Annotated in this window: 15 protein-coding genes, 1 other RNA gene and 1 riboswitch; of the genes, 8 read left to right on the top strand and 8 right to left on the bottom strand. The window is 70.3% G+C overall.

Features of this window, described 5'->3' with window-relative positions:
• Positions 1–39: 39 nt before the first annotated feature.
• The gene (locus GBB76_RS15125; RefSeq protein WP_152304069.1) at positions 40–1248 is read right to left on the bottom strand and encodes an O-succinylhomoserine sulfhydrylase; all 1209 of its coding nucleotides are present in this window, start codon (positions 1246–1248) and stop codon (positions 40–42) included.
• Positions 1249–1295: 47 nt separating this feature from the next.
• Positions 1296–1376: riboswitch (SAM riboswitch) on the bottom strand.
• A gap of 124 nt (positions 1377–1500) precedes the next feature.
• Here GBB76_RS15125 and GBB76_RS15120 point away from each other — a divergent pair.
• Both GBB76_RS15120 and GBB76_RS15115 read left to right on the top strand, forming a co-directional pair.
• Positions 1501–2616, top strand: coding sequence for a 2'-deoxycytidine 5'-triphosphate deaminase (locus GBB76_RS15120; RefSeq protein WP_152304908.1), 1116 nt, complete (start codon positions 1501–1503; stop codon positions 2614–2616).
• A gap of 169 nt (positions 2617–2785) precedes the next feature.
• Positions 2786–3346, top strand: coding sequence for a hypothetical protein (locus GBB76_RS15115; RefSeq protein WP_152304068.1), 561 nt, complete (start codon positions 2786–2788; stop codon positions 3344–3346).
• A 188-nt stretch (positions 3347–3534) separates the two neighbouring features.
• Here the strand turns inward: GBB76_RS15115 and nudC are convergent, their stop codons facing one another.
• Together nudC and GBB76_RS15105 are read right to left on the bottom strand one after the other, a co-directional pair.
• Complete coding sequence (gene nudC / locus GBB76_RS15110; protein WP_152304067.1) at positions 3535–4497, bottom strand: NAD(+) diphosphatase; 963 nt, start codon at positions 4495–4497, stop codon at positions 3535–3537.
• Positions 4497–4916, bottom strand: coding sequence for an HIT domain-containing protein (locus GBB76_RS15105; protein WP_152304066.1), 420 nt, complete (start codon positions 4914–4916; stop codon positions 4497–4499). The genes nudC and GBB76_RS15105 overlap by 1 nt, the downstream gene beginning before the upstream one ends.
• A gap of 186 nt (positions 4917–5102) precedes the next feature.
• Between GBB76_RS15105 and GBB76_RS15100 the strand changes: the two genes are divergently transcribed.
• The 6 genes from GBB76_RS15100 to GBB76_RS15075 all read left to right on the top strand — a co-directional run bounded on the left by GBB76_RS15100 (position 5103) and on the right by GBB76_RS15075 (position 11306).
• A complete protein-coding gene (locus GBB76_RS15100) occupies positions 5103–6305 on the top strand; it encodes an MFS transporter (RefSeq protein ID WP_152304065.1) in 1203 nt (400 codons plus the stop codon).
• Positions 6306–6363: 58 nt separating this feature from the next.
• A complete protein-coding gene (gene pip, locus GBB76_RS15095) occupies positions 6364–7317 on the top strand; it encodes a prolyl aminopeptidase (protein ID WP_152304064.1) in 954 nt (317 codons plus the stop codon).
• 21 nt (positions 7318–7338) lie between these two features.
• On the top strand, positions 7339–8511 hold the full coding sequence (gene ampC, locus GBB76_RS15090; protein WP_152304063.1) for a class C beta-lactamase: 1173 nt from the start codon (positions 7339–7341) through the stop codon (positions 8509–8511).
• Positions 8512–8573: 62 nt separating this feature from the next.
• Positions 8574–8671: signal recognition particle sRNA small type (gene ffs, locus GBB76_RS15085), an RNA gene on the top strand.
• Positions 8672–8995: 324 nt separating this feature from the next.
• A complete protein-coding gene (locus GBB76_RS15080; protein WP_152304062.1) occupies positions 8996–10972 on the top strand; it encodes a DNA polymerase III subunit gamma/tau in 1977 nt (658 codons plus the stop codon).
• A 13-nt stretch (positions 10973–10985) separates the two neighbouring features.
• Complete coding sequence (locus GBB76_RS15075; protein ID WP_152304061.1) at positions 10986–11306, top strand: YbaB/EbfC family nucleoid-associated protein; 321 nt, start codon at positions 10986–10988, stop codon at positions 11304–11306.
• Between the two features lie 224 nt (positions 11307–11530).
• On the opposite strand, the gene GBB76_RS15070 is transcribed toward GBB76_RS15075, so the two are convergent.
• The 5 genes from GBB76_RS15070 to GBB76_RS15050 form a co-directional block, all read right to left on the bottom strand.
• Entirely contained in the window at positions 11531–12154 is a 624-nt protein-coding gene (locus tag GBB76_RS15070) for a TetR/AcrR family transcriptional regulator (RefSeq protein ID WP_152304060.1), read from the bottom strand.
• Positions 12151–15561, bottom strand: a complete 3411-nt coding sequence (locus GBB76_RS15065; protein ID WP_152304059.1) for an acyl-[ACP]--phospholipid O-acyltransferase — start codon at positions 15559–15561, stop codon at positions 12151–12153. Before GBB76_RS15065 ends, GBB76_RS15070 begins: the two co-directional genes overlap by 4 nt.
• A gap of 312 nt (positions 15562–15873) precedes the next feature.
• A complete protein-coding gene (locus tag GBB76_RS15060; RefSeq protein ID WP_152304058.1) occupies positions 15874–17043 on the bottom strand; it encodes an MFS transporter in 1170 nt (389 codons plus the stop codon).
• Positions 17040–17255, bottom strand: coding sequence for a cbb3-type cytochrome oxidase assembly protein CcoS (gene ccoS / locus GBB76_RS15055; RefSeq protein WP_152304057.1), 216 nt, complete (start codon positions 17253–17255; stop codon positions 17040–17042). The genes GBB76_RS15060 and ccoS overlap by 4 nt, the downstream gene beginning before the upstream one ends.
• On the bottom strand, positions 17252–19513 hold the full coding sequence (locus GBB76_RS15050; RefSeq protein ID WP_152304056.1) for a heavy metal translocating P-type ATPase: 2262 nt from the start codon (positions 19511–19513) through the stop codon (positions 17252–17254). The genes ccoS and GBB76_RS15050 overlap by 4 nt, the downstream gene beginning before the upstream one ends.
• Positions 19514–19530 lie beyond the last annotated feature (17 nt).

The raw sequence follows: 19530 nt of genomic DNA, 5'->3' as shown, positions 1-19530 counted from the left end.
CCTCGCGGTATCGGGAAGCCGCCGGCGGCGCCGTTGCCGTCACACCGCCTTCAGCGCGCGGGTCACGTCGTCGGTCAGGTCGTCGACATGCTCCAGCCCGACCGAGAGCCGCACCATGCCGTCGGAGATGCCCATCTCGGCGCGCGCCTCCGGCGTGAAACGCTGGTGCGTGGTGGTGGCGGGGTGGGTGATCAGGCTCTTGGCATCGCCGAGATTGTTGGAGATGCGCACCACCTTCAGTTCGTTGAGGAAGCGGAAGGCACCCGCCTTGCCGCCCTCGATCTCGAAGGTGACGAGCGTGCCGCCACCGCGCATCTGGCGCTTCGCCAGGGCGTGCTGGGGATGGTCGGCCCGATACGGGTAGATCACCTTGCCGATGCCCGGCAGGCCGGCGAACCGATCGGCCAGCGTCGTCGCGCTCGCCTGCGAACGCTCGACGCGCAGCGGCAGGGTCTCCAGCCCCTTCAGCATCACCCAGGCGTTGAACGGCGAGACCGAGGGGCCGGTCTGGCGCAGGAACACCTGCAGATGATCGGCGAGGAACTTCTCCGAGCACAGGATGATGCCGGCCAGGCACCGGCCCTGCCCGTCAATATGCTTGGTGGCGGAATAGACGACGATGTCGGCGCCCAGCGCCAGCGGGCTCTGCAGCATCGGCGTGGCGAACACGTTGTCGACGACCAGCGTCGCGCCCGCCGCCTTCGAGACCTGCGCCACCGCCTCTATGTCGATCAGCTCCAGCGTCGGATTGGTCGGGCTCTCCAGGAAGAACACCTTCGTCTCCGGCCGCACCGCCGCCTTCCAGGCCGCGATGTCGGTGCCGTCGACCAGCGTTGCCGCGATGCCGAAGCGCGGCAGCAATTCCTCGATCACATAGCGGCAGGAGCCGAACAGAGCGCGCGCCGCCACCACATGGTCGCCGGCCTTGAGCTGGCACAGCAGCGCCGCCGTCACCGCCGCCATGCCCGAGGCGGTGGCGCGGGCGACTTCCGCCCCTTCCAGCAGCGCCATGCGGGTCTCGAACATCGCCGCCGTCGGGTTCGAGTAGCGCGTGTAGATGAAGCCGGGATCCTCGCCCTTGAAGCGGGCCTCGGCCTGCTCGGCGGTGTCGTAGACATAGCCCTGGGTGAGGAACAGCGCCTCGGAGGTCTCGCCGAAGGGCGAGCGCAGGATCCCGCCCTGCACGAGACGGGTGTCGGGCCGAAGCTGGGCGATCTCGGCGGGGGAAAGCTTGTCGTTCTGGCTCATCGGGCGGCTCCGGTATCCTGCACAGACCGGGAACGCCCACGCGCATGCGCTGCGCGGCCCCGACCTTTTTAGCAACCTTGTTTAGCGTGGCGGCAAGCCGGCCGGCTCAAATGACCACGTTCGAAAGCTTCGCTTACTCCCGCACCGGACTTGGCGTCAAGGGGCGCGTCCGGTAAAGCGAACGGGGCCTTGGCTCAACTCAAGGCGATCCTTTTCGGCAGCGGAGCGACGGGCGTGGCGGATTCAGGTCTGATGGGCGAGGGCATCCTGCCGGGCCATGCCATCGAGGCGCTGGCGGGGCGCGGCGCGATCACCGCCGCCCGCCCCTTCGATGCCGATCAGGTGCAGCCCGCCAGCCTCGACCTGCGGCTGGGGCCGACCGCCTGGCGCATCCGCGCCAGCTTCTTGCCCGGCCCCGGCGAGAGCGTGGCGGACCGCCTCGCGCGCCTCGCCCTGCACACGCTCGACCTCACCTCCGGCGAGGTGCTGGAAACCGGCTGCGTCTATCTGGTCGAGCTGGAGGAGGCGCTGGCCCTGCCCTCCGACATCGCCGCTTCGGCCAACCCCAAGAGCTCCACCGGCCGGCTGGACGTGTTCACCCGCGTCATCGCCGACCGCGCGCGCGCCTTCGACATCGTGCCCGCCGGCTATGAGGGGAAGCTCTATCTCGAAATCAGCCCGCGCACCTTCCCGATCCTGGTGCGGCGCGGCTCGCGGCTGTCGCAGATCCGCTTCCGGCGCGGCGACGCCCGGCTGGACGAGGAGGCGCTGGGCGCGCTCAATCTCGCGGAGACGCTGGTCGACAGCGCGACGCCGGACACCACCGGCGGCGGCATCGCGGTGAGCGTCGACCTGTCGGGCGCCGGCTTCGGCGGCCTGCTTGGTTTCCGCGCCAAGCACCATACCGGCCTGATCGACGTCGACCGCCGCGCCGCCTGCGACGTCGAGGACTATTGGGAGCCGCTGTTCACCCGCGGCCGGCGCGAGCTGGTGCTGGACCCCGACGCCTTCTACATCCTCGCCTCCAAGGAAGCCGTGCACGTGCCGCCCGGACACGCGGCGGAGATGGTGCCGTTCGATCCGCTGGTGGGCGAGTTCCGCGTGCATTACGCCGGCTTCTTCGACCCCGGCTTCGGCCACGCGGCCGCCGGCGGCCATGCCAGCCCGCATCACGGCGCCCGTGCCGTGCTGGAGGTGCGCTCGCGCGAGGTGCCGTTCATCCTGGAGGACGGCCAGATCGTCGGCCGGCTGGTCTATGAGCGCATGCTGGAGCGCCCGCGCACCCTCTATGGCGAGGGGCTCGGCTCGAACTATCAGGCGCAGGGACTGAAGCTCTCCAAGCATTTCCGGCCGTGGACGCGGGACTGAGGCTGGGCGGCCCCCGCCAAACTCATCACCTAGCCTGACGGCGACTGGCTAACGGCAGCCCCAGTTGACGCGCTGGATCAGTCGAGGATCGCGCAGCGATCCCATGCAAGATGATTCAAAGCTCGTGACGCGCCATGATATAACAATAATCTATTGAGAGGAAAAATATATGAGCGCCAAAGACGATCAAATTAAAATTCTTAATTATCTATATATACGTCTTAATTCTGGAGATAAAAGATATTGTACTATTCCAACAATAAAAAAATATACAGGATTAGAAAATAATAATCAATATATATTGACACTTACGGATGATCTCGAGTCATCCGGACTCATAATCACCCGCCAAGCATATCAAATGTCCGGTGGTCGATTATTTCAAATTACTGCAGCCGGGTTCGACGCCGTACAGCGGGGTGATATTCCTGTCCGTGCAGACAGCGCGGCATGGACCGGTCGCTTTAATTTATCTGAATATCAAAAATCTGAGATTCGTCGAATTCTCAGAGAGATTCGATTAGTCATCGAATCAGCCAAGCTGTCAAACGCTCATACAGCTAACGCTATGGCATTAATAGAATCTGCTGAAAAACTTATCGAAACTCCAGACCCGCTCTGGCCTGAAATCATGCGTCTCTTGCGCTCCCCTACGCTCGCCGGGGTAACGGGAATCGCCGGTCTTTTGATGGCAATCGTGCAGATCCTGATGGCAGCAGCTTCTAGCTAGGTGTTCTAGTTGGCGGACGATGGGCCGTCGTTGAAAATTTCGATACCGCCAGGTCGCCGCAACGCTAACCTCAAGGCCGAAATGCGGTTGGGATATGACTAACCCATAGCGGCCGTATTTCGGCCGCCAAAGGCCAATCGCTTCACTCCGGCCGGGATGACGGCTTCTTTAGATCGCGCGGCGCCCCCTCACCCCGCCGGCGGGTCGCGCCCTTCCACGAAGGCGCGGATCAGATGATGCGCGATCGCCATGGGCGGGGGCGCGATCAGTCCGTCCGGGTGGGTACGGTCGAGCAGCAGGCGCACCTCGTCGCGGTGGAACCAGCGCGCCGCCTCGATCTCGTTCGGGTCGACGGTGATGGCGCGCGAGGCGCCCTGCGCGTGAAAGCCGATCATCACCGACATCGGGAACGGCCAGGGCTGGGAGGCGAGGTAGCGCACCGCGCCGGTGGCGACGCCGGTCTCCTCCATGGTCTCGCGCCGCACCGCCTGTTCGAAGGTCTCGCCCGGCTCGACGAAGCCGGCGAGGCACGACCACATGCCCGGCGCGAAGCGGGCCGAACGCCCCAGAAGGCACTCGTCGCCGTCCACCGTCAGCATGATGACGACCGGATCGGTGCGCGGGAAATGCTGCGAGCCGCAATGCGGGCATTCGCGCCGCCAGCCGGCCTCGCCGACCACCAGCCGTTCCCCGCAATTGGAGCAGAAGCTGCGCCGCGCATGCCAGGCGATCATCGCCTTGGCGGTGGCGAGCTGGCCGATCTCGTCCGCGCTCACCAGCTCCTGCACGGCGATGGAGCGCAGATCGGTGACGAACAGGTCCTCGCGCTCGGCCAGCACCGCGAGCGCGGCGGCGTGCAGCGGCAGCACGAAATGCGGGGTCTCGCCGTCGAGGCCGAGCAGGCAGGCCTCGCCCGTGCGCCCGCCGAGCGCGACGGCCTCGCCCAGCGGGAACAGCGCCTCGAACGCGCCCTTGCCTTCGCCCATGCCGGGCCGGCGCTTCAGCACGAGGCTGTCGCCGGCGACGAGGCAGGCGCGGGCGTGCGGATCGGCGAGCATCGCCTCCGCCTCGCCGCGCCGCAGGCTCGCCCGGTCCAGCCGCGAGCCGACATAGCCGAGATGGGGCCACTCCCCCAGCGTGTGCGTCGCCATCAGGCGGCTTCCAGTGCGCTGCGCAGCCGCGCCACCGTCAGCATCGCCTGCGGCGCCGCATAGGTCCGGCGCTCGCCCACGCCCCAGACCGGCCCCGGCCAGGCCGGATCGCCGGTAAAGCGGGCGATGACATGGATGTGGAGCTGGCGCACCTGATTGCCGAGCGCGGCGACGTTCAGCTTGTCGCAGTTCGTCAGCGCCTTCAGCGCCCGGCTCACATGGTCGATCTCGGCGGTGAGCGTCGCGCGCGAGGAGCCCTCCAGCTCGATCAGCTCGGAAAGCCCCGGCCGGCGCGGCACCAGGATGGCCCAGGGAAAGCGGGCATCGTCCATCAGCCGCACGCTGGCAAGCGCGAGGTCGATCACCGGGAAGGTGTCGGCCTCGAGGCGCGGATCGAGAGAAAAGGCTGTGTCGCTCATCGCCGCCAGCGGCTCCGGTGCCCGGCCGAACTGCGGGCGCGGCCAAGCTATAGCGCCGGCCGCCCGCTCCCGCCATCGCCGGCGGGCGGGGCAGGCTCCCGCCCTCGGCAATTGTCGCCGGCCGCGCCTTGTCCTAGTGATGGACGAGGCGTTCCCCCCGGCGCCGCGTAGGTGAAGTGACCCGCCATGAGCCTGAATATCCCGGCCGATGCCGTGCGCCGTACCGCCATGCCGGTGCTGGTCGCGCTCAGCGCGGCGCATTTCCTCAACGACATGATCCAGTCGCTGATCCCGGCGATCTACCCGATCATCAAGGCCTCCTACGCGCTCGATTTCGGCCAGATCGGCATCATCACGCTGGCCTTCCAGATATCGGCCTCGCTGCTTCAGCCGCTGATCGGCATGTATACCGACCGCTACCCGCTGCCCTATTCCACCGTGGCGGGCATGGGCTTCACCCTCGTCGGGCTGGTCGGGCTGGCCTATGCGGGCTCCTACCCGCTGCTGCTGGTGGCGGCCGCGTGCGTGGGCATCGGCTCCTCGATCTTCCACCCCGAGGCGACGCGCATGGCGCGCCGCGCCTCGGGCGGGCGCCACGGCTTCGCGCAGGGCCTGTTCCAGGTCGGCGGGCAGTTCGGCGGCTCGATCGGCCCGCTGCTGGCCGCCTTCATCATCGTGCCGAACGGCCAGTCGAGCCTCGCTTGGTTCTGCGCCGCCGCGCTCATCGCCATGCCGCTGCTGGGCTGGACCGCGAGCCACCGCGCACTCGCGACGCCGACCCGCCGGCCGGGGCATGCGCATGAACCGGAGGTGGCGCACCGGCCCTTCCGCGAGGTGGCCTTCCCGCTCGCCATCCTCATCGTGCTGCTGTGCTCGAAGACCGCCTACACGGCGAGCTTCACCTCGTTCTACACCTTCTACCTGATCGAGCGTTTCGACGTGTCGGTGCAGACCTCGCAGGTGATGCTGTTCCTGTTCCTCGTCTCCTCGGCCGCCGGCGTGCTGTTCGGCGGCATGCTGGGCGACCGCATCGGGCGCAACAAGATCATCTGGTTCTCGATCCTCGGCGCCCTGCCCTTCACGCTGATGCTGCCTCATGTCGGGCTGGTGTGGACGGGCGTGCTGACCGTCATCATCAACCTCGTGATGTCGAGCGCCTTCGCCGCCATCCTCGTCTACGCCATCGAGCTGATGCCGCACCGCATCGGGCTGATCGGCGGCTTCTTCTACGGGCTGGTGTTCGGCCTCGGCGGGCTGGCGGCGGCGGCGCTCGGGCTTTTCGCCGACCGCCACGGCATCGACGCGGTGTATCAGGTCTGCGCCTTCCTGCCGGCCTTCGGCCTGCTCGCCTTCCTGCTGCCGAGCCTGCGCGGCGCACGGTCGGCGTAACTGCGCCCCGGCACCCGGTAACGGGCGCCGGCAACTCAACCCTTCCGAAGGCCCCGACATGAGCGAACTGCGCACTCTCTACCCGCCGATCGAACCCTTCGAGAGCGGCATGCTCGATGTGGGCAACGGCCATTCCATCTATTGGGAACGCGTCGGCACAAGGGGCGCCAAGCCGGCGGTGTTCCTGCATGGCGGGCCGGGCGGCGGGCTGATGCCGAACCAGCGGCGCCTGTTCGATCCCGCCCGCTACGACGTCATCCTGTTCGACCAGCGCGGCTGCGGGCGCTCCACCCCCCATGCGGAGCTGGAGGCCAACACCACCTGGCATCTCGTCGCCGACATCGAGCGGCTGCGCGAGACATTCGGGTTCCAGAAATGGCAGGTCTTCGGCGGCTCCTGGGGTTCGACGCTGGCGCTCGCCTATGCCGAGACCCATCCCGAGCGGGTGTCCGAGCTGATCCTGCGCGGCGTCTACACCGTCACCCGCTCCGAGCTCGACTGGTACTACCGCTTCGGCGTGTCGGAGATGTTCCCCGACAAATGGGAGGGCTTCCTCGCCCCGCTGGAGACGCCCGAGGAGCGCGCCGACCCGGTGCGCGCCTATCGCGCCCTGCTCACCGGGGCCGACGAGGCGAAGAAGCTGGCCGCCGCGAAGGCATGGTCGATCTGGGAGGGCGAGACCATCACCCTGCTGCCCGAGCCGGCGACCGCCGACGCCTTCCATGACGGCCATTTCGCGCTCGCCTTCGCCCGCATCGAGAACCACTATTTCTTCCACGATGCGTGGCTCGGCGACCGCCAGCTCCTGAACGACGCGCACCGGCTCAGGGGCATTCCCGGCGTCATCGTGCACGGGCGCTACGACATGCCCTGCCCGGCGCGTTATGCGTGGGAGCTGCACAAGGCCTGGCCCGAGGCGGAGTTCCACCTGATCGAGGGCGCCGGCCATGCCTATTCCGAACCCGGCATCCTCGACCGCCTGATCCGCGCGACGGATAAATTCGCCGGCTAATAAAATACGGGGAGGCCACCCATGACCCGCCTTTCACGCCGCGCGCTGCTGGCATCCGCCCTGCTGCCGGTCGCCGCCGCCGCCCTTTGCCCCTCCCGCGCCCAGGCGGCGGAGGATGCCGGGCTCGAGCGCCTCGCCGGGCCGGCCCTGCGCGCGCTGATGAAAGCCAACGGGATTCCCGGCCTCGTGCTCGGCGTCACCCGCGAGGGGCGGCACGCCACCGTCGCGCTGGGCGTCACCGCGCGCGAGCGGGGGCGCCCCGTCATGGCCGACACGCTGTTCGAGCTCGGCTCGGTGAGCAAGACCTTCACCGTGGCGCTCGCCGCGCTGGCCGCCGAACGCGGCCGGCTGGACCTTTCCGCCCCGCTCGGCGTGGCACTGCCGGAGGTGGCGGGCACGCCGTTCGGTGCGCTCACCGCCATCGACCTCGCCACCCACGCCACCGGCGGCATGCCGTTGCAGCTTCCCGACGGCATTCGCAGCGAGGCGGCATTGCTCGGCTGGCTGAGGGAATGGCGCCCGGCCGCCCCGCCGGCGACACGGCGCTCCTACTCCAATGTCAGCATCGGCGTGCTCGGCCTCCTCGCCGCGCGGGCCTTCGGCACCTCCTTCGCCCGCGCGGCGGAGGGCGAGCTTTTCGCGCCGCTGGGGCTGAAGAGCGCCTTCATCGAGGTGCCGGCGGGAGCGAAGGCGCGCTACGCCATGGGCTACAACAAGGCGAACGCGCCGGTGCGCGTGACCCCGGCGCTGCTGGAGCCGGAAGCCTATGGCGTGAAGTCCACCGCCGCCGACATGCTCGCCTTCCTCGACGCCCAGCTCGGCGCGGCGCGCGTACCGGAGGAACTGGCCCGCGCCCTCGCGCGCACCCATACCGGCTATTTCGAGACCGCCGACTATGTGCAGGAGATGATCTGGGAGCGCTATCCCTGGCCGGTCGGGCTCGACCGCCTGCTCGCCGGCAATGCGCTGGATATGGCGCTCAAGCCGCAGCCCATCGCCCGGCTCGACCCGCCGCTGGCGCCGGTGCCCGCCTCCTATGTCAACAAGACCGGCTCCACCTCCGGCTTCGGCTGCTACGCCGTCCTGCTGCCGGCGCGCCGTCTCGGCATCGTGTTGCTCGCCAACCGCAACTATCCCAATGCCGAGCGGGTGAAGGCGGTCTACGCGTTGCTGGCGGCGCTGGGGGAGGGCTAGGCGCGGCACAGGGGCGGCGACGCCCCCTTGCATCGTGCCCGCATCTGACCGATATAGGCGGCGGGAGGTTGGCGGTGGACGAGCCACTCGCCAACCGGGTCAGGTCCGGAAGGAAGCAGCCCCAACGAGCCCGGATCGGGTCTCTGTCCAGCCTCCCACCCTATCCCCACATTGCGGCCGACCACGCGCCCGGCTTTCCGAGCGGACGCCGCCGCGTGTCGGAGCGCCGTCATCCCGGCCGGGCGAAGCGAGAGCCGGGATCGCGTGCCGCTCCTTTCGAAGCCGCCCCTGCGCCGCCCCCTCGGAACGTTCCGGTCCAGCTCCGACAACGATCCCGGATCGGCCTGCGGCCGTCCGGGATGACGATCGGCGGGAGCCCGACGATGGCCCGGAAGCTCCCCGTCGCCATCCCGTCCCCGGAAAATTCCCGCTCGCGTCGTCGCGGCGTTGCGCCCTTCGCGCCTGGCGATGCTATGTAAGGGCCATGAACGCCGACAGCCCGGATACACCCGACCTGACGCACACGGCCGATGACGGGTCGGGCTTCGATCTCGGCCCGCTCCCGGCCGTACCGGCCGCGGCTCCCGCGTCGAACACCCCCTATCGCGTGCTCGCGCGCAAATACCGGCCGCAGACCTTCGCCGACCTGATCGGTCAGGAGGCGATGGTCCGCACGCTGTCCAACGCCTTCACCTCCGGGCGGATCGCGCAGGCCTACATCCTCACCGGCGTGCGCGGCGTCGGCAAGACCACCACCGCCCGCATCCTCGCCCGCGCGCTCAATTACGAGCCGGCCGACGGGCCGGCGGGTGGTGGCGCGCCCACCCTCGACATGCCCGTGCTCGGCCGCCACTGCCGCGACATCATCGAGAGCCGCCATGTCGACGTGCAGGAGATGGACGCCGCCTCCAACACCGGCATCGGCGACATCCGCGAGATCATCGAGGCGGCGCGCTACAAGCCGGTGCTGGCGCGCTACAAGGTCTTCATCATCGACGAAGTGCACATGCTCTCCACGGCGGCCTTCAACGGGCTGCTGAAGACGCTGGAAGAGCCGCCCGAGCATGTGAAGTTCATCTTCGCCACCACCGAAATCCGCAAGGTGCCGGTCACGGTGCTCTCGCGCACGCAGCGCTTCGACCTGCGCCGCGTCGAGGCCGGCACGCTGGCCCGGCACCTGCGCGCCATCTGCGAGGCGGAAGGCGTCGGCATCGACACCGAGGCGCTCAGCCTCGTCGCCCGCGCGGCGGAAGGCTCGGTGCGCGACGCGCTCTCGCTGCTCGACCAGGCCATCGCCCATTCCGGCGGCCAGTCTGCGGGCGGCATGGTCCATGGCGAGCAGGTGCGCGCCCTGCTCGGCCTCGCCGATCGCGGCCGCGTCATCGACCTGTTCGGGGCGCTGATGAAGGGCGATATCGGGCAGGCGCTGACCGAGCTGCGCGAGCAGTACGATTCCGGCGCCGACCCGGCGGTGGTGATCGCCGACCTCGCCGAGTTCACCCATCTCGTCACCAAGCTGAAGATCCTGCCCGAGACCGCCGACGACCCCGCTTTGGTGGAAGCCGAGCGCACGCGCGGGCGCGATTTCGCCAGGGGCCTGTCCATGCGCGTGCTGGCGCGGGCGTGGCAAATGCTCACAAAGGGGCTCGCCGAGGTGCAGCAGGCGGCCAAGCCCATGCAGGCGGCCGAGATGGTGCTGGTGCGCCTCGCCTATGCGAGCGACCTGCCGACCCCGGACGAGGCGCTGCGGCGCCTGCGCGACGGGGCTGGCGAAGCACAAGCCGGCCGGTCGGCGCCTCCTGCACCCTCCTCGCCCGCCCCCTCGGGCGGCGGCGGCGGCGGAGGGGGCGGCGCCTCGGCCATGGCGGCGACCGCGCCGCGCGCCTTCCCCGCGCCGCAGAGCGCCCCGAACGCCGCGCCGAGCGCCTCCGCCAGCCATCTCTCGGTCGCCGCGCGCGGCACGCCGCGCCCCGCCGCCGCCCCTTCGCCGGCGGAAGCGGCGCCCGGCGTCGGCATCGCCACCTTCGAGGACCTGATCCCGCTCGCCGTCGCCAAGCGCGACCTGCGCATGAAGTTCGCGCTGGAAAACCATGTCCGCCTCGTCGCCTTCGAGGACGGAAAGCTGGAGGTGGCGCTCGCCCCCGGCGGCTCGCCGAACGTGGTTCAGGAGTTGCAGTCGAAGCTTTCCGAATGGACCGGGCGGCGCTGGCTGGTGGCGATTTCGCGCGAGGAGGGCGAGCCCACGCTGGCCGAGCGCGCCGCCGCCCAGCGCGACGCCATGATGACCGGCGTGCGCGCCGACCCGCTGGTGGCCGCCGCGCTGGCGCGCTTTCCCGGCGCGTCCATCGTGGATGTGCGCACCAACGCCCCCGACGAGCCGGAGGCCGGCTTCATGAACGATGCCGACCTGATCGCCGCCCGCGAGGACGGCCCGGGGCCGGACGACGAGATCGAGTTCTGAACAGGAGTCCCGAATGAAAGACCTTCTCGGCATCATGTCCAAGGTGAAGGAGATGCAGGCCAAGATGGAGCAGCTCCAGGCCGAGCTCGACACCATCGAGGTCGACGGCGCGGCGGGCGGCGGGCTCGTCAATGTGCGCCTCACCGCCAAGGGCGCGCTGAAGTCGGTGCGCGTCGACCCGAGCCTGCTCAATCCCGACGAGGCCGAAATCGTCGAGGACCTGATCGTCGCCGCCCATGCGGATGCGCGCGCCAAGGGCGAGCGTCTGGTGCAGGAGAAGACGCAGGCGCTGACCGCCGGCCTGCCGATCCCGCCCGGCATGAAGCTGTTCTGAGGCGCGCCCCGCGCTTCTCTTGGTCGTGAGAAGTCGCTGAACGTCATCCCGGCCGAAGCGCAGCGGAGAACCGGGATCGTGTGCCGTGCCTTGCCGGGCAGCGGTCCCGGATCGGCCTTCGGCCGTCCGGGATGACGCGCCTTCAGGCAAGGCGCTGATCGAAACGATGCGCCGGCTCCCTCTCCCCGACGGGGAGAGGGATAGAAAGCCGGCCAGGACGGCGTTCAGCGTCCGCCCGCCTGCTCCACGATCGCCATCACCGCCGCCGCGATCGCCCCGGCCTGCGCGATGAGCGGGCGCTCGATCCGTCCGTAGAGGGTGAACACCGCCGGCTGCACCACGCAGCCGAGCGCCAGCGCGCTGGCGAGGCCGACGCGCCCGGAAGGCACGCCGGCGCCGCGTATGAGCCGCGCCACCGCCTCCACCACATTGGCCTCGGCCTGCTGCGGCACATGGGCGAGATGGGCGTGCTGGTGGATCAGGAGATAGGCGAACAGCGCCGGCTCGGCGTCGAACATCCGGCAGGCGAGTTCCACCACCGCCGCGACCTTCGCGCCGAACGCCTCCCCGCGCGCCTCGATGGCGCAGATCTCGCGGGCGAGCGCGGCGTAGCGGGTGAGGAACAGCTCGCGCGCCAGTTCGTCCTTCGAGGAGAAATGGCGATAGAGCGCGCCCTCGCTGACCCCGACCTTCTCGGCGATGTCGCGCACCGACGTGCCGTCGACGCCCTTGCGGGCGAAAAGCTCCAGCGCCGCCGCCTCGATGCGCGCGCGCGTGTCGGCGCCCACCCGCCCGCGCCGCGCGCCGCCGGCGGGGGCAGGGGCGAGGGCGCCCGGCGGCGTGCTCACGCGCTGCCTCCACCCGCCACGGCGCGGGCGGCGATGGCTTCGAGCGCGAGAACGCGCGCCCGGGTGAAGTCCACCTTGCCGGAGCCGAGCAGCGGCAGTTCGTCCATCGCCATGATTTCGGAGGGAATCATCAGCTCGGTCGCCCCGCTCTCGCGGCCGAACTCCTGCATCGTCGCGCGGGACAGGTCGGGCGTGGTGGTCATCAGGATCACCCGCTCGCCGCGCCGGGGATCGGGCACCGCGACCGTCACGTGCTGGCCATCCGGCCGCAGCGCCGCCGCCATGGCGTCGACGGCGGCGAGCGAAATCATCTCGCCGGCGATCTTGGCGAAGCGCTTCACCCGGCCGCGAATGGCGACGAAGCCCTCCTCGTCGAGGGCGACGATGTCGCCGGTGTCGTACCAGCCGTGCTCCGGCGGCTCCAGCACGCCGGGGGCCTCGGCGCGGACATAGCCGAGCATCACGTTGGGCCCGCGCACCTGCAGGCGCCCGCCATCCTCGATGCCCGTCACCGGCTCAAGCCGGTGGTGGATGCCCGGCAGCATCCGCCCCACCGTGCCGACGCGGTTGAACATCGGCGTGTTCACCGCCAGCACCGGCGCGCATTCGGTGACGCCGTAGCCTTCGAGAATGCGGTGGCCGAACTTCTCCATCCACACCCGCCGCGTCTCCGCCTTCACCGGCTCGGCGCCCGCCACCACGAAGCGCAGCGAGCGGAAATCGTAGGGGTTGGCGGTGCGGGCATAGCCCATGAGGAAGGTGTCGGTGCCGACGATGGCGGTGGCGTTGGTGGCGTAGACCAGTTCTGGGATGATCCGGTAGTGCAGCGGCGAGGGGTAGAGATAGGTCTTCAGCCCCGACACCATCGGCAGCACCAGCCCGCCGGTGAGCCCGAAGGAATGGAAGACGGGCAGCACGTTGAACATGATGTCGGCGGGCGAGAAGTCGATGCGCGCCGCCACCTGCGCCACATTGGTCAGCATGTTGCGGTGGGAGAGCACGACGCCCTTGGGCGTGCCCTCCGAGCCGGAGGTGAACAGCACGAAGGCCGGCTCGTCCGGGTCCGCCGGCTTCGGCGCCGGCAGCGGCAGCATCGCCTTGATCTTGTCGGTGGTGGTGACGGAGGCGCGGATGTCCTCGCTCATCAGCACCCGCACATGCTTCGAAAGCTCGGCGACCTCGGCCTCCAGCCGGGCCTTCTCGACGAAGGCGCGCGAGGCGATGACGACCTTCACCTCCGCCGCCTTGCAGGCCAGCACCAGATTGGAGGGGCCGGCGGTGTAGTTCAGCATCACCGGCACGCGGCCATGGCGCGAGAGGCCGAGCAGCACGACGGCGACGCCGGCGGCGTTGGGCAGCAGCACGCCGACCTTCTCGCCGCGCGCCGTCTCGCGCGCCAGCTTGTCGCCGAGGATCCGCACGCCCAGCAGCAGCTTGCGATAGGACAGGATGGTGCCGAGCGGGTCTTCCAGCACGATCCGCCCCATGCCGAGCCGCACCGCCGCCTCCTCAACCGCCTGATAGACGGTCATGCCGGTGTGGCTGGTCTCGAAGACGAGATCGCTCATCACGTCATAGAGCGCCGCCCCGGCGGCACGCCGGCGCTTGCGGCCCAGAAGCTGCTTGTCGACCTCCAGCCGGCGCGGCGGCAGGATGGTGACGCGCACCTTGGGGAACAGGCGCTTGCGGGTCTGGTGGCTGTCGAGGCGGGAGAAATAGGTCTGCTCCAGCCCCTCGATGCGCACCGGCACCACCGGCGCGTCGGCCTTGTCGGCGACCAGCGCCGAGCCGTCATAGATCTTCATGATCGAGCCGGTGACGGTGATGCGCCCCTCGGGGAAGATCACCAGCTGCTCGCCCTGCTGCACCTGCCGGATCAGGTCGCGGGTCGCCATCGGCTTGGTCGGGTCGAGCGGGAAGGCGCGCACCAGCTTGAGGAAGGGCTTCACCCACCATTTCTCGGCGATGGCGCGGTCGACCGCGAAGACGGGGTCGTTGTCGAGCAGCGCCATGATCAGCGGCGCGTCGAGAAAGCTCACATGGTTGATGGCGATCACCGAGCCGGGGCCGGCGGCCTTGAGATGCTCGGCCCCCGTCACCTCGACGCGGAACAGCACCCGGAACACGATCTGGATCAGGTCGCGCAGCACCTGCCCCTGAAAGGCGCGCCCGGCGAGGATCGCCGCGACGAAGCAGCAGGCGCCGATCAGCATCAGCAGCGCCGGGGCGCCGACGCCGGCCATCTGCAGGCCGGCCACCACCACGGCCCCCACCACCATGAAGGCGGCGTTGAGCACGTTGTTGCCGGCGATCACGCGGGCGCGGCGGTCCTCGTCGGCGGCGGCCTGGATATAGGCGAAGGTCGGCACGACGAAGGCGCCGCCGGCCGCGGCGAGGCCGATCAGGCCGATGGCGGCATGCAGGCCCTGCCCGGAGACGAGGAAATCGTACCAGCCCACCGGCACCGGGCCGGGCGCGGCGGCGCTCATCATCAGCGCCAGGTCGAGCGCGAAGACGCCCATGGCGATGCCGGCGGCCGGCACCAGCGCCATCAGGATGCGCCCTTCCGAGAGCTTGGCCGCCAGCGTCGAGCCGATGGCGACGCCGACGGTGAACAGGACGAGGAACAGCGTCACCACGCCCTCCACCCCGCCGATATTCTCCTTCACCAGCGTCGGCAGCAGGGAGAGCACCACCGCGCCGACCAGCCAGAACCAGGAGACCACCAGCGCGCCGCGCCAGATCGGCCGCTCGGCCTTCAGGTCGGCCAGCAGCGTCATGGTGCTGCGCCAGATGTTGCGGTCGATCACCAGATCCGGGGCGCCCGGCAGGGTGCGGGGGATGGCGCGGGCGGACAGCCAGGCGATCACCGCCAGCACGAAGGTGAAGCCGGCCACCGCCCATTCGCCCGTATGGGTGAAGGCCAGCGCGCCCGCCACCGTGCCGCCGAGAATGGCGGCGAAGGTCGCCATTTCGATCAGCGCATTGCCGGAGACCAGTTCGTCCTTGGCCAGATGATCGGGCAGGATGCCGTATTTCACCGGGCCGAACAGCGCGCTGAGCACGCCCATCAGGAACAGGCCGGCGAACAGCATCGGGATCGACTGCAGCACGAAGCCGGCGCTGGCCACCAGCACGATCCAGATCTCGGCGAACTTCACCCGGCGCGCGATCAGCGACTTGTCGTAGCGATCGGCGAGTTGCCCGCCCAGGCTGGAGAACAGGAAGAAGGGCAGGATGAACACACCGCCGGCCAGCGTCACCAGCGCGCCGCCGTTCACATGGGCGATGCCGTAGAGGATCAGCAGCGCCATCGCGTTCTTCACGAAGTTGTCGTTGAAGGCGGCGAAGAACTGACACCAGAATAGCGGGGCGAAGCGCCGAGCCGACATGAGCCGCGTGAACATCGCCGTTTTCCCCGATTCCGTTTTGTCAGTGAACGATCACTTACATAAAAGCGGAAGGGCGTCAAGGAAGCGGCGGGGCGGATGTGCCCTCGGGAATGCCTCTCTTGGGAGTGTGTCTGAGAAGATGGTCGGGGCCCGGCCGGCAAGGCGGTCATCCCGCCGGAGTCGAGCCGTCATCCCGGCGGTAGTGAAGCCGTCATCCCGGCCGAGCGAAGCGAGAGCCGGGATCGCCTGCGGAAGCGGAGAGCGGGGGCGGCACGCGATCCCGGATCGGCCTCCGGCCGTCCGGGATGACGAGCCGAGGGGGACGCTTCAGACCAGCACGCCCGCCAGCGCCGCGACCAGCAGCGCGCCGTCATGCACGCCGAGCTGCAGGCGCGAGGGCGCGCCCTGCCCGTGCAGCATCAGCGTGGTGCCGGCGGTGGCCAGCGACCAGCCGGCGCCAACGGCGAGGAAGGCCGCCGAGATCGCCACCGCGTCGGCGGAAAGGCTGGCGGCCACGGCCGCGCCGAGGCACAGGAGAAGCGCGGCGAGCGCCATCGTTCCGGCGCCGAGGCGTGCGGCCAGCGCGCCGGCGGCGAGCGCGGGCGCGTACATCGCCACCACATGCCAGGCGACGACGCCGGAAATGGTCGGCACACCGACCCCGCAGCCGGCGAGCGAGAGCGGCGCGCCGGCCATGGTGGCGGTCATCGCGCCCCAGGCGAGCGCGGCCAGCAGCGTCGGCGCCACCACCGCCCGCCAGGGCAGCCGTGCGACGGGGGCGGTGGCATCCTTCGCCTCGACCGTGAAGGCCGCGTGCGAGGCGCGCGCTTCCGGCAGCACGACGGCGAAAGCCAGCACGCCGAGCTGGGCGAGGGCGGCGAGGATCAGGGTTCCGGCGAAGGTGTAGGGCGCGAACGCCTCCTCGGCCACGCCGGCCAGCAGCGGCCCGGCAAGGCCGGCCAGCGCCCCGGCGCCGATCAGCCGCGCCACCGCGCGCCCCTGCCCGTCCGGCGCCGCACCGGCGCCGAAGGCCGCCGCATGGCGGTAGAACAGGCCGAAGCCCTGCGCCGCGCCGAGCCAGAGCGCACCGACGACCAGCAGCGGGAATTGGGCGAGGATCAGCCCATAGGCGGCGAGCAGCCCGCCGGCGACGCCGAGGCTGGCCCCGAGCGCGAACCCCGCGCGCCGGCCGAAACTGTCGAGCAGGAAGCTGGCCGGCAGGCTGGCGAGCGCCGCCCCGAGCAGGAAGGCGGCGAGCGGAACATGGGCCATCGGCAGATAGGCGAGCGATTCAGCCGGGGCCAGCATGGCGCCGGCCAGCGGCAGCACGCCGAGCGTCAGCGCCTGCGCCAGCACCACCAGCGCGAAGCCGCAGGCGAGCCGGCCGGCGCCGAGCGAGCGGCGCAGCGGCCTGCCCGCATCCTCCGGGCAGGCGCAGCCGAGCCGTCCGGCCCGCGCCGCCCCGATCTCGTGCGCGAGAAAATCGCCCGCGCTCATCGCCGTCCGCCGCGCGCCGCGCCAGCGGCCGGACCAATGGCGCGACCGGCGACGGCCATGTCGTCGTCGGCGAGGTCGTCATCGGCGAGCACGCGCACCGCCGCGCCGTCGAGATCCTCGTACTGGCCCGCGCGCAGCGACCACATGAAGGCGGCAAGGCCGAGCAGGCCGAGGCTGAGCGCCGCCGGCACGAGATAGAGCAGCACGCTCATGGGTTCCCTCCCCGCGTCCCGAGGCGGGCGCGCAGCGCGTTCAGCGTGACGATGACCGAGGAGCCAGACATGGCGAGCGCCGCCACCAGCGGCGTCACATAGCCGGCGATGGCCAGCGGCACGGCGATGAAATTATAGACCACGGCGATCAGCAGGTTCTGCCGCATCAGGTGACGGGCGCGGCCGGCGATGGCGAGGGCGGTCAGCACCGGCGCCAGCCGCTCGCCGAGAAACACCGCGTCGGCATGCGCCCGCGTCACGTCCGCCGCCGTGATCGGCGACAGCGACACATGGGCAGCGGCCAGCGAGGGCGCGTCGTTCAGCCCGTCGCCCACCATCAGCACGCGGCGGCGGGCGGCGGAAAGGCTCTCCAGCACCGCGATCTTGTCGGCCGGCCGGGCTTCCGCCCACCAGTCCTCGATGCCGAGTTCGGCCGCCACCGGCGCCACCGCCTCGCGGCGGTCGCCGGAAAGCAGCACCACGTGCCGTCCCTCGCGGCGCAGTTGCTCGACGACGGCGCGGGCGTCCGGCCGCAGGGTCTGGCGCACCTTCAGCACGGCGCATTCCGCGCCGAGCCGCACCGCCACCAGCGAGGCGTCGGGCTCACCGGCGGCGATCCGCGCCGCCAGCGCCGCGCAGCCGCAGAAGGCGGGGCTGCCGAGCCGGGCGGGCAGCCCGTGGATCTCGCCCTCGACCCCGGCGCCGGGCACCTCGCGCAGCTCAGCCAAGGCCACCGCGCCGGGCCGGACGTGCGCGACGGCACGGGCCAGCGGGTGGGTGCTCGCCAGCGCCAGCCGTGCGGCGGCGTCGAGAAGATGGGCGGGCACCTCGTCCTCATTGGCGAGGCGCGGCTCGGGCAGGGTCAGCGTGCCGGTCTTGTCGAAGGCGACGGTATCGACTTCGGCCAGCCGCTCGAACGTGTCGCCGGAATTGAGCAGGATGCCGTTGCGCATCAGTGCCCCGGCCGCCACCACCTGCACCGCCGGCACGGCGAGCGCCAGCGCGCAGGGGCAGGTGATGATGAGCACCGCCACCGCGATCAGCACCGCATGGTGCACCGAGGCGCCGGCGATGAGCCAGCCGATGAGGGACAGCAGCGCCGTCGTGTGCACCATCGGCGCGTAGAGCCGCGCCGCCCGGTCGGCGAGGCGGATATAGCGCCCGCGCGCGGTCGAGGCCTTGTCGAGCAGGCGCTCGATCTCGTCGAGGAAAGTATCCTCGCCCACCGCCGTGGTGCGCAGGCGCAGCACGCCGTCATGAACGAGGCTGCCCGCATGCACCGCCTGCCCCGCCGCCACGGCGCGCGGCAGCGTCTCGCCGGTGACGAGGCTCTCATCCACCGAGGCGGTGCCCGACAGCACCACCCCGTCCACCGGGGCGCGCTCGCCGGCGCGCAGCATCACCTCGTCGCCCGGCCTTATGGCGGCGGCGGGCACGTTGACGAGCGAGCCGTCGGCCTCGATGCGGTTGGCCGTGGTGGCCTTCAAGGCGGCGAGGTTGCCGGCCTCCGCCCGCGTCCTGCGGCGCATGGCGTGGTCGAGATAGCGGCCGGTGAGCAGGAAGAAGAGCAGCATCACCGCCGAGTCGAAATAGGCATGCTCGGCGCTGTTCAGCGTCTCGAACACCGACACGCCGAGCGCCAGCAGCACGCCGAGCGTGATCGGCACGTCCATGTTGAGCGAACGGGCCTTCAGCGCCCGGAACGCGCTCTGGAAGAACGGCTGACCGGCATAGGCGGCGGCTGGCAGCGCGATCAGCGCCGAGAGCCAGTGGAACAGGTCGCGCGTCTCCGGGGTGATGTCGGTGACATTGCCCGACCACACCGACACCGACAGCAGCATGATGTTCATCATGGCGAAGCCGGCGACCGCCAGGCAGCGCAGCAGATGGCGGGAGGTCGCGTTGTCGATCTCCTCCAGCCGGTCGGCCTCGAAGGGATAGGCGCGGTAGCCGATGCGCGCCAGCGCGGCCAGCAACTCGCCGGGCCTTGCCTCCTCGCCGGCCTTCCAGCCCACCGTCAGCCGGTGCGTCGTGTAGTTGAGCCGCGCGCGGGCGACGCCGGGCAGCGCCTCGGCGCCGTCCTCGATCTCGTCGATGCAGGCGGCGCAGTCGACACCTTCGACGGCGAAGGCCATCTCGGTCTGCCCGCTGGGGTCATGGCGCAGGAACAGCGAGAAATCCTGTGCCGCCTCGCCGGCGGGGGCCGCGACCGGCGCACGCCGGCCGGGGACGGGAAGCGGAATGACCTGAGCAGCCATGCGACGCTCCTCCTGCC

The organism is Ancylobacter sp. TS-1 (assembly GCF_009223885.1).
GTDB lineage: Bacteria > Pseudomonadota > Alphaproteobacteria > Rhizobiales > Xanthobacteraceae > Ancylobacter.
This window is presented reverse-complemented; position numbering and strand designations above follow the sequence as displayed.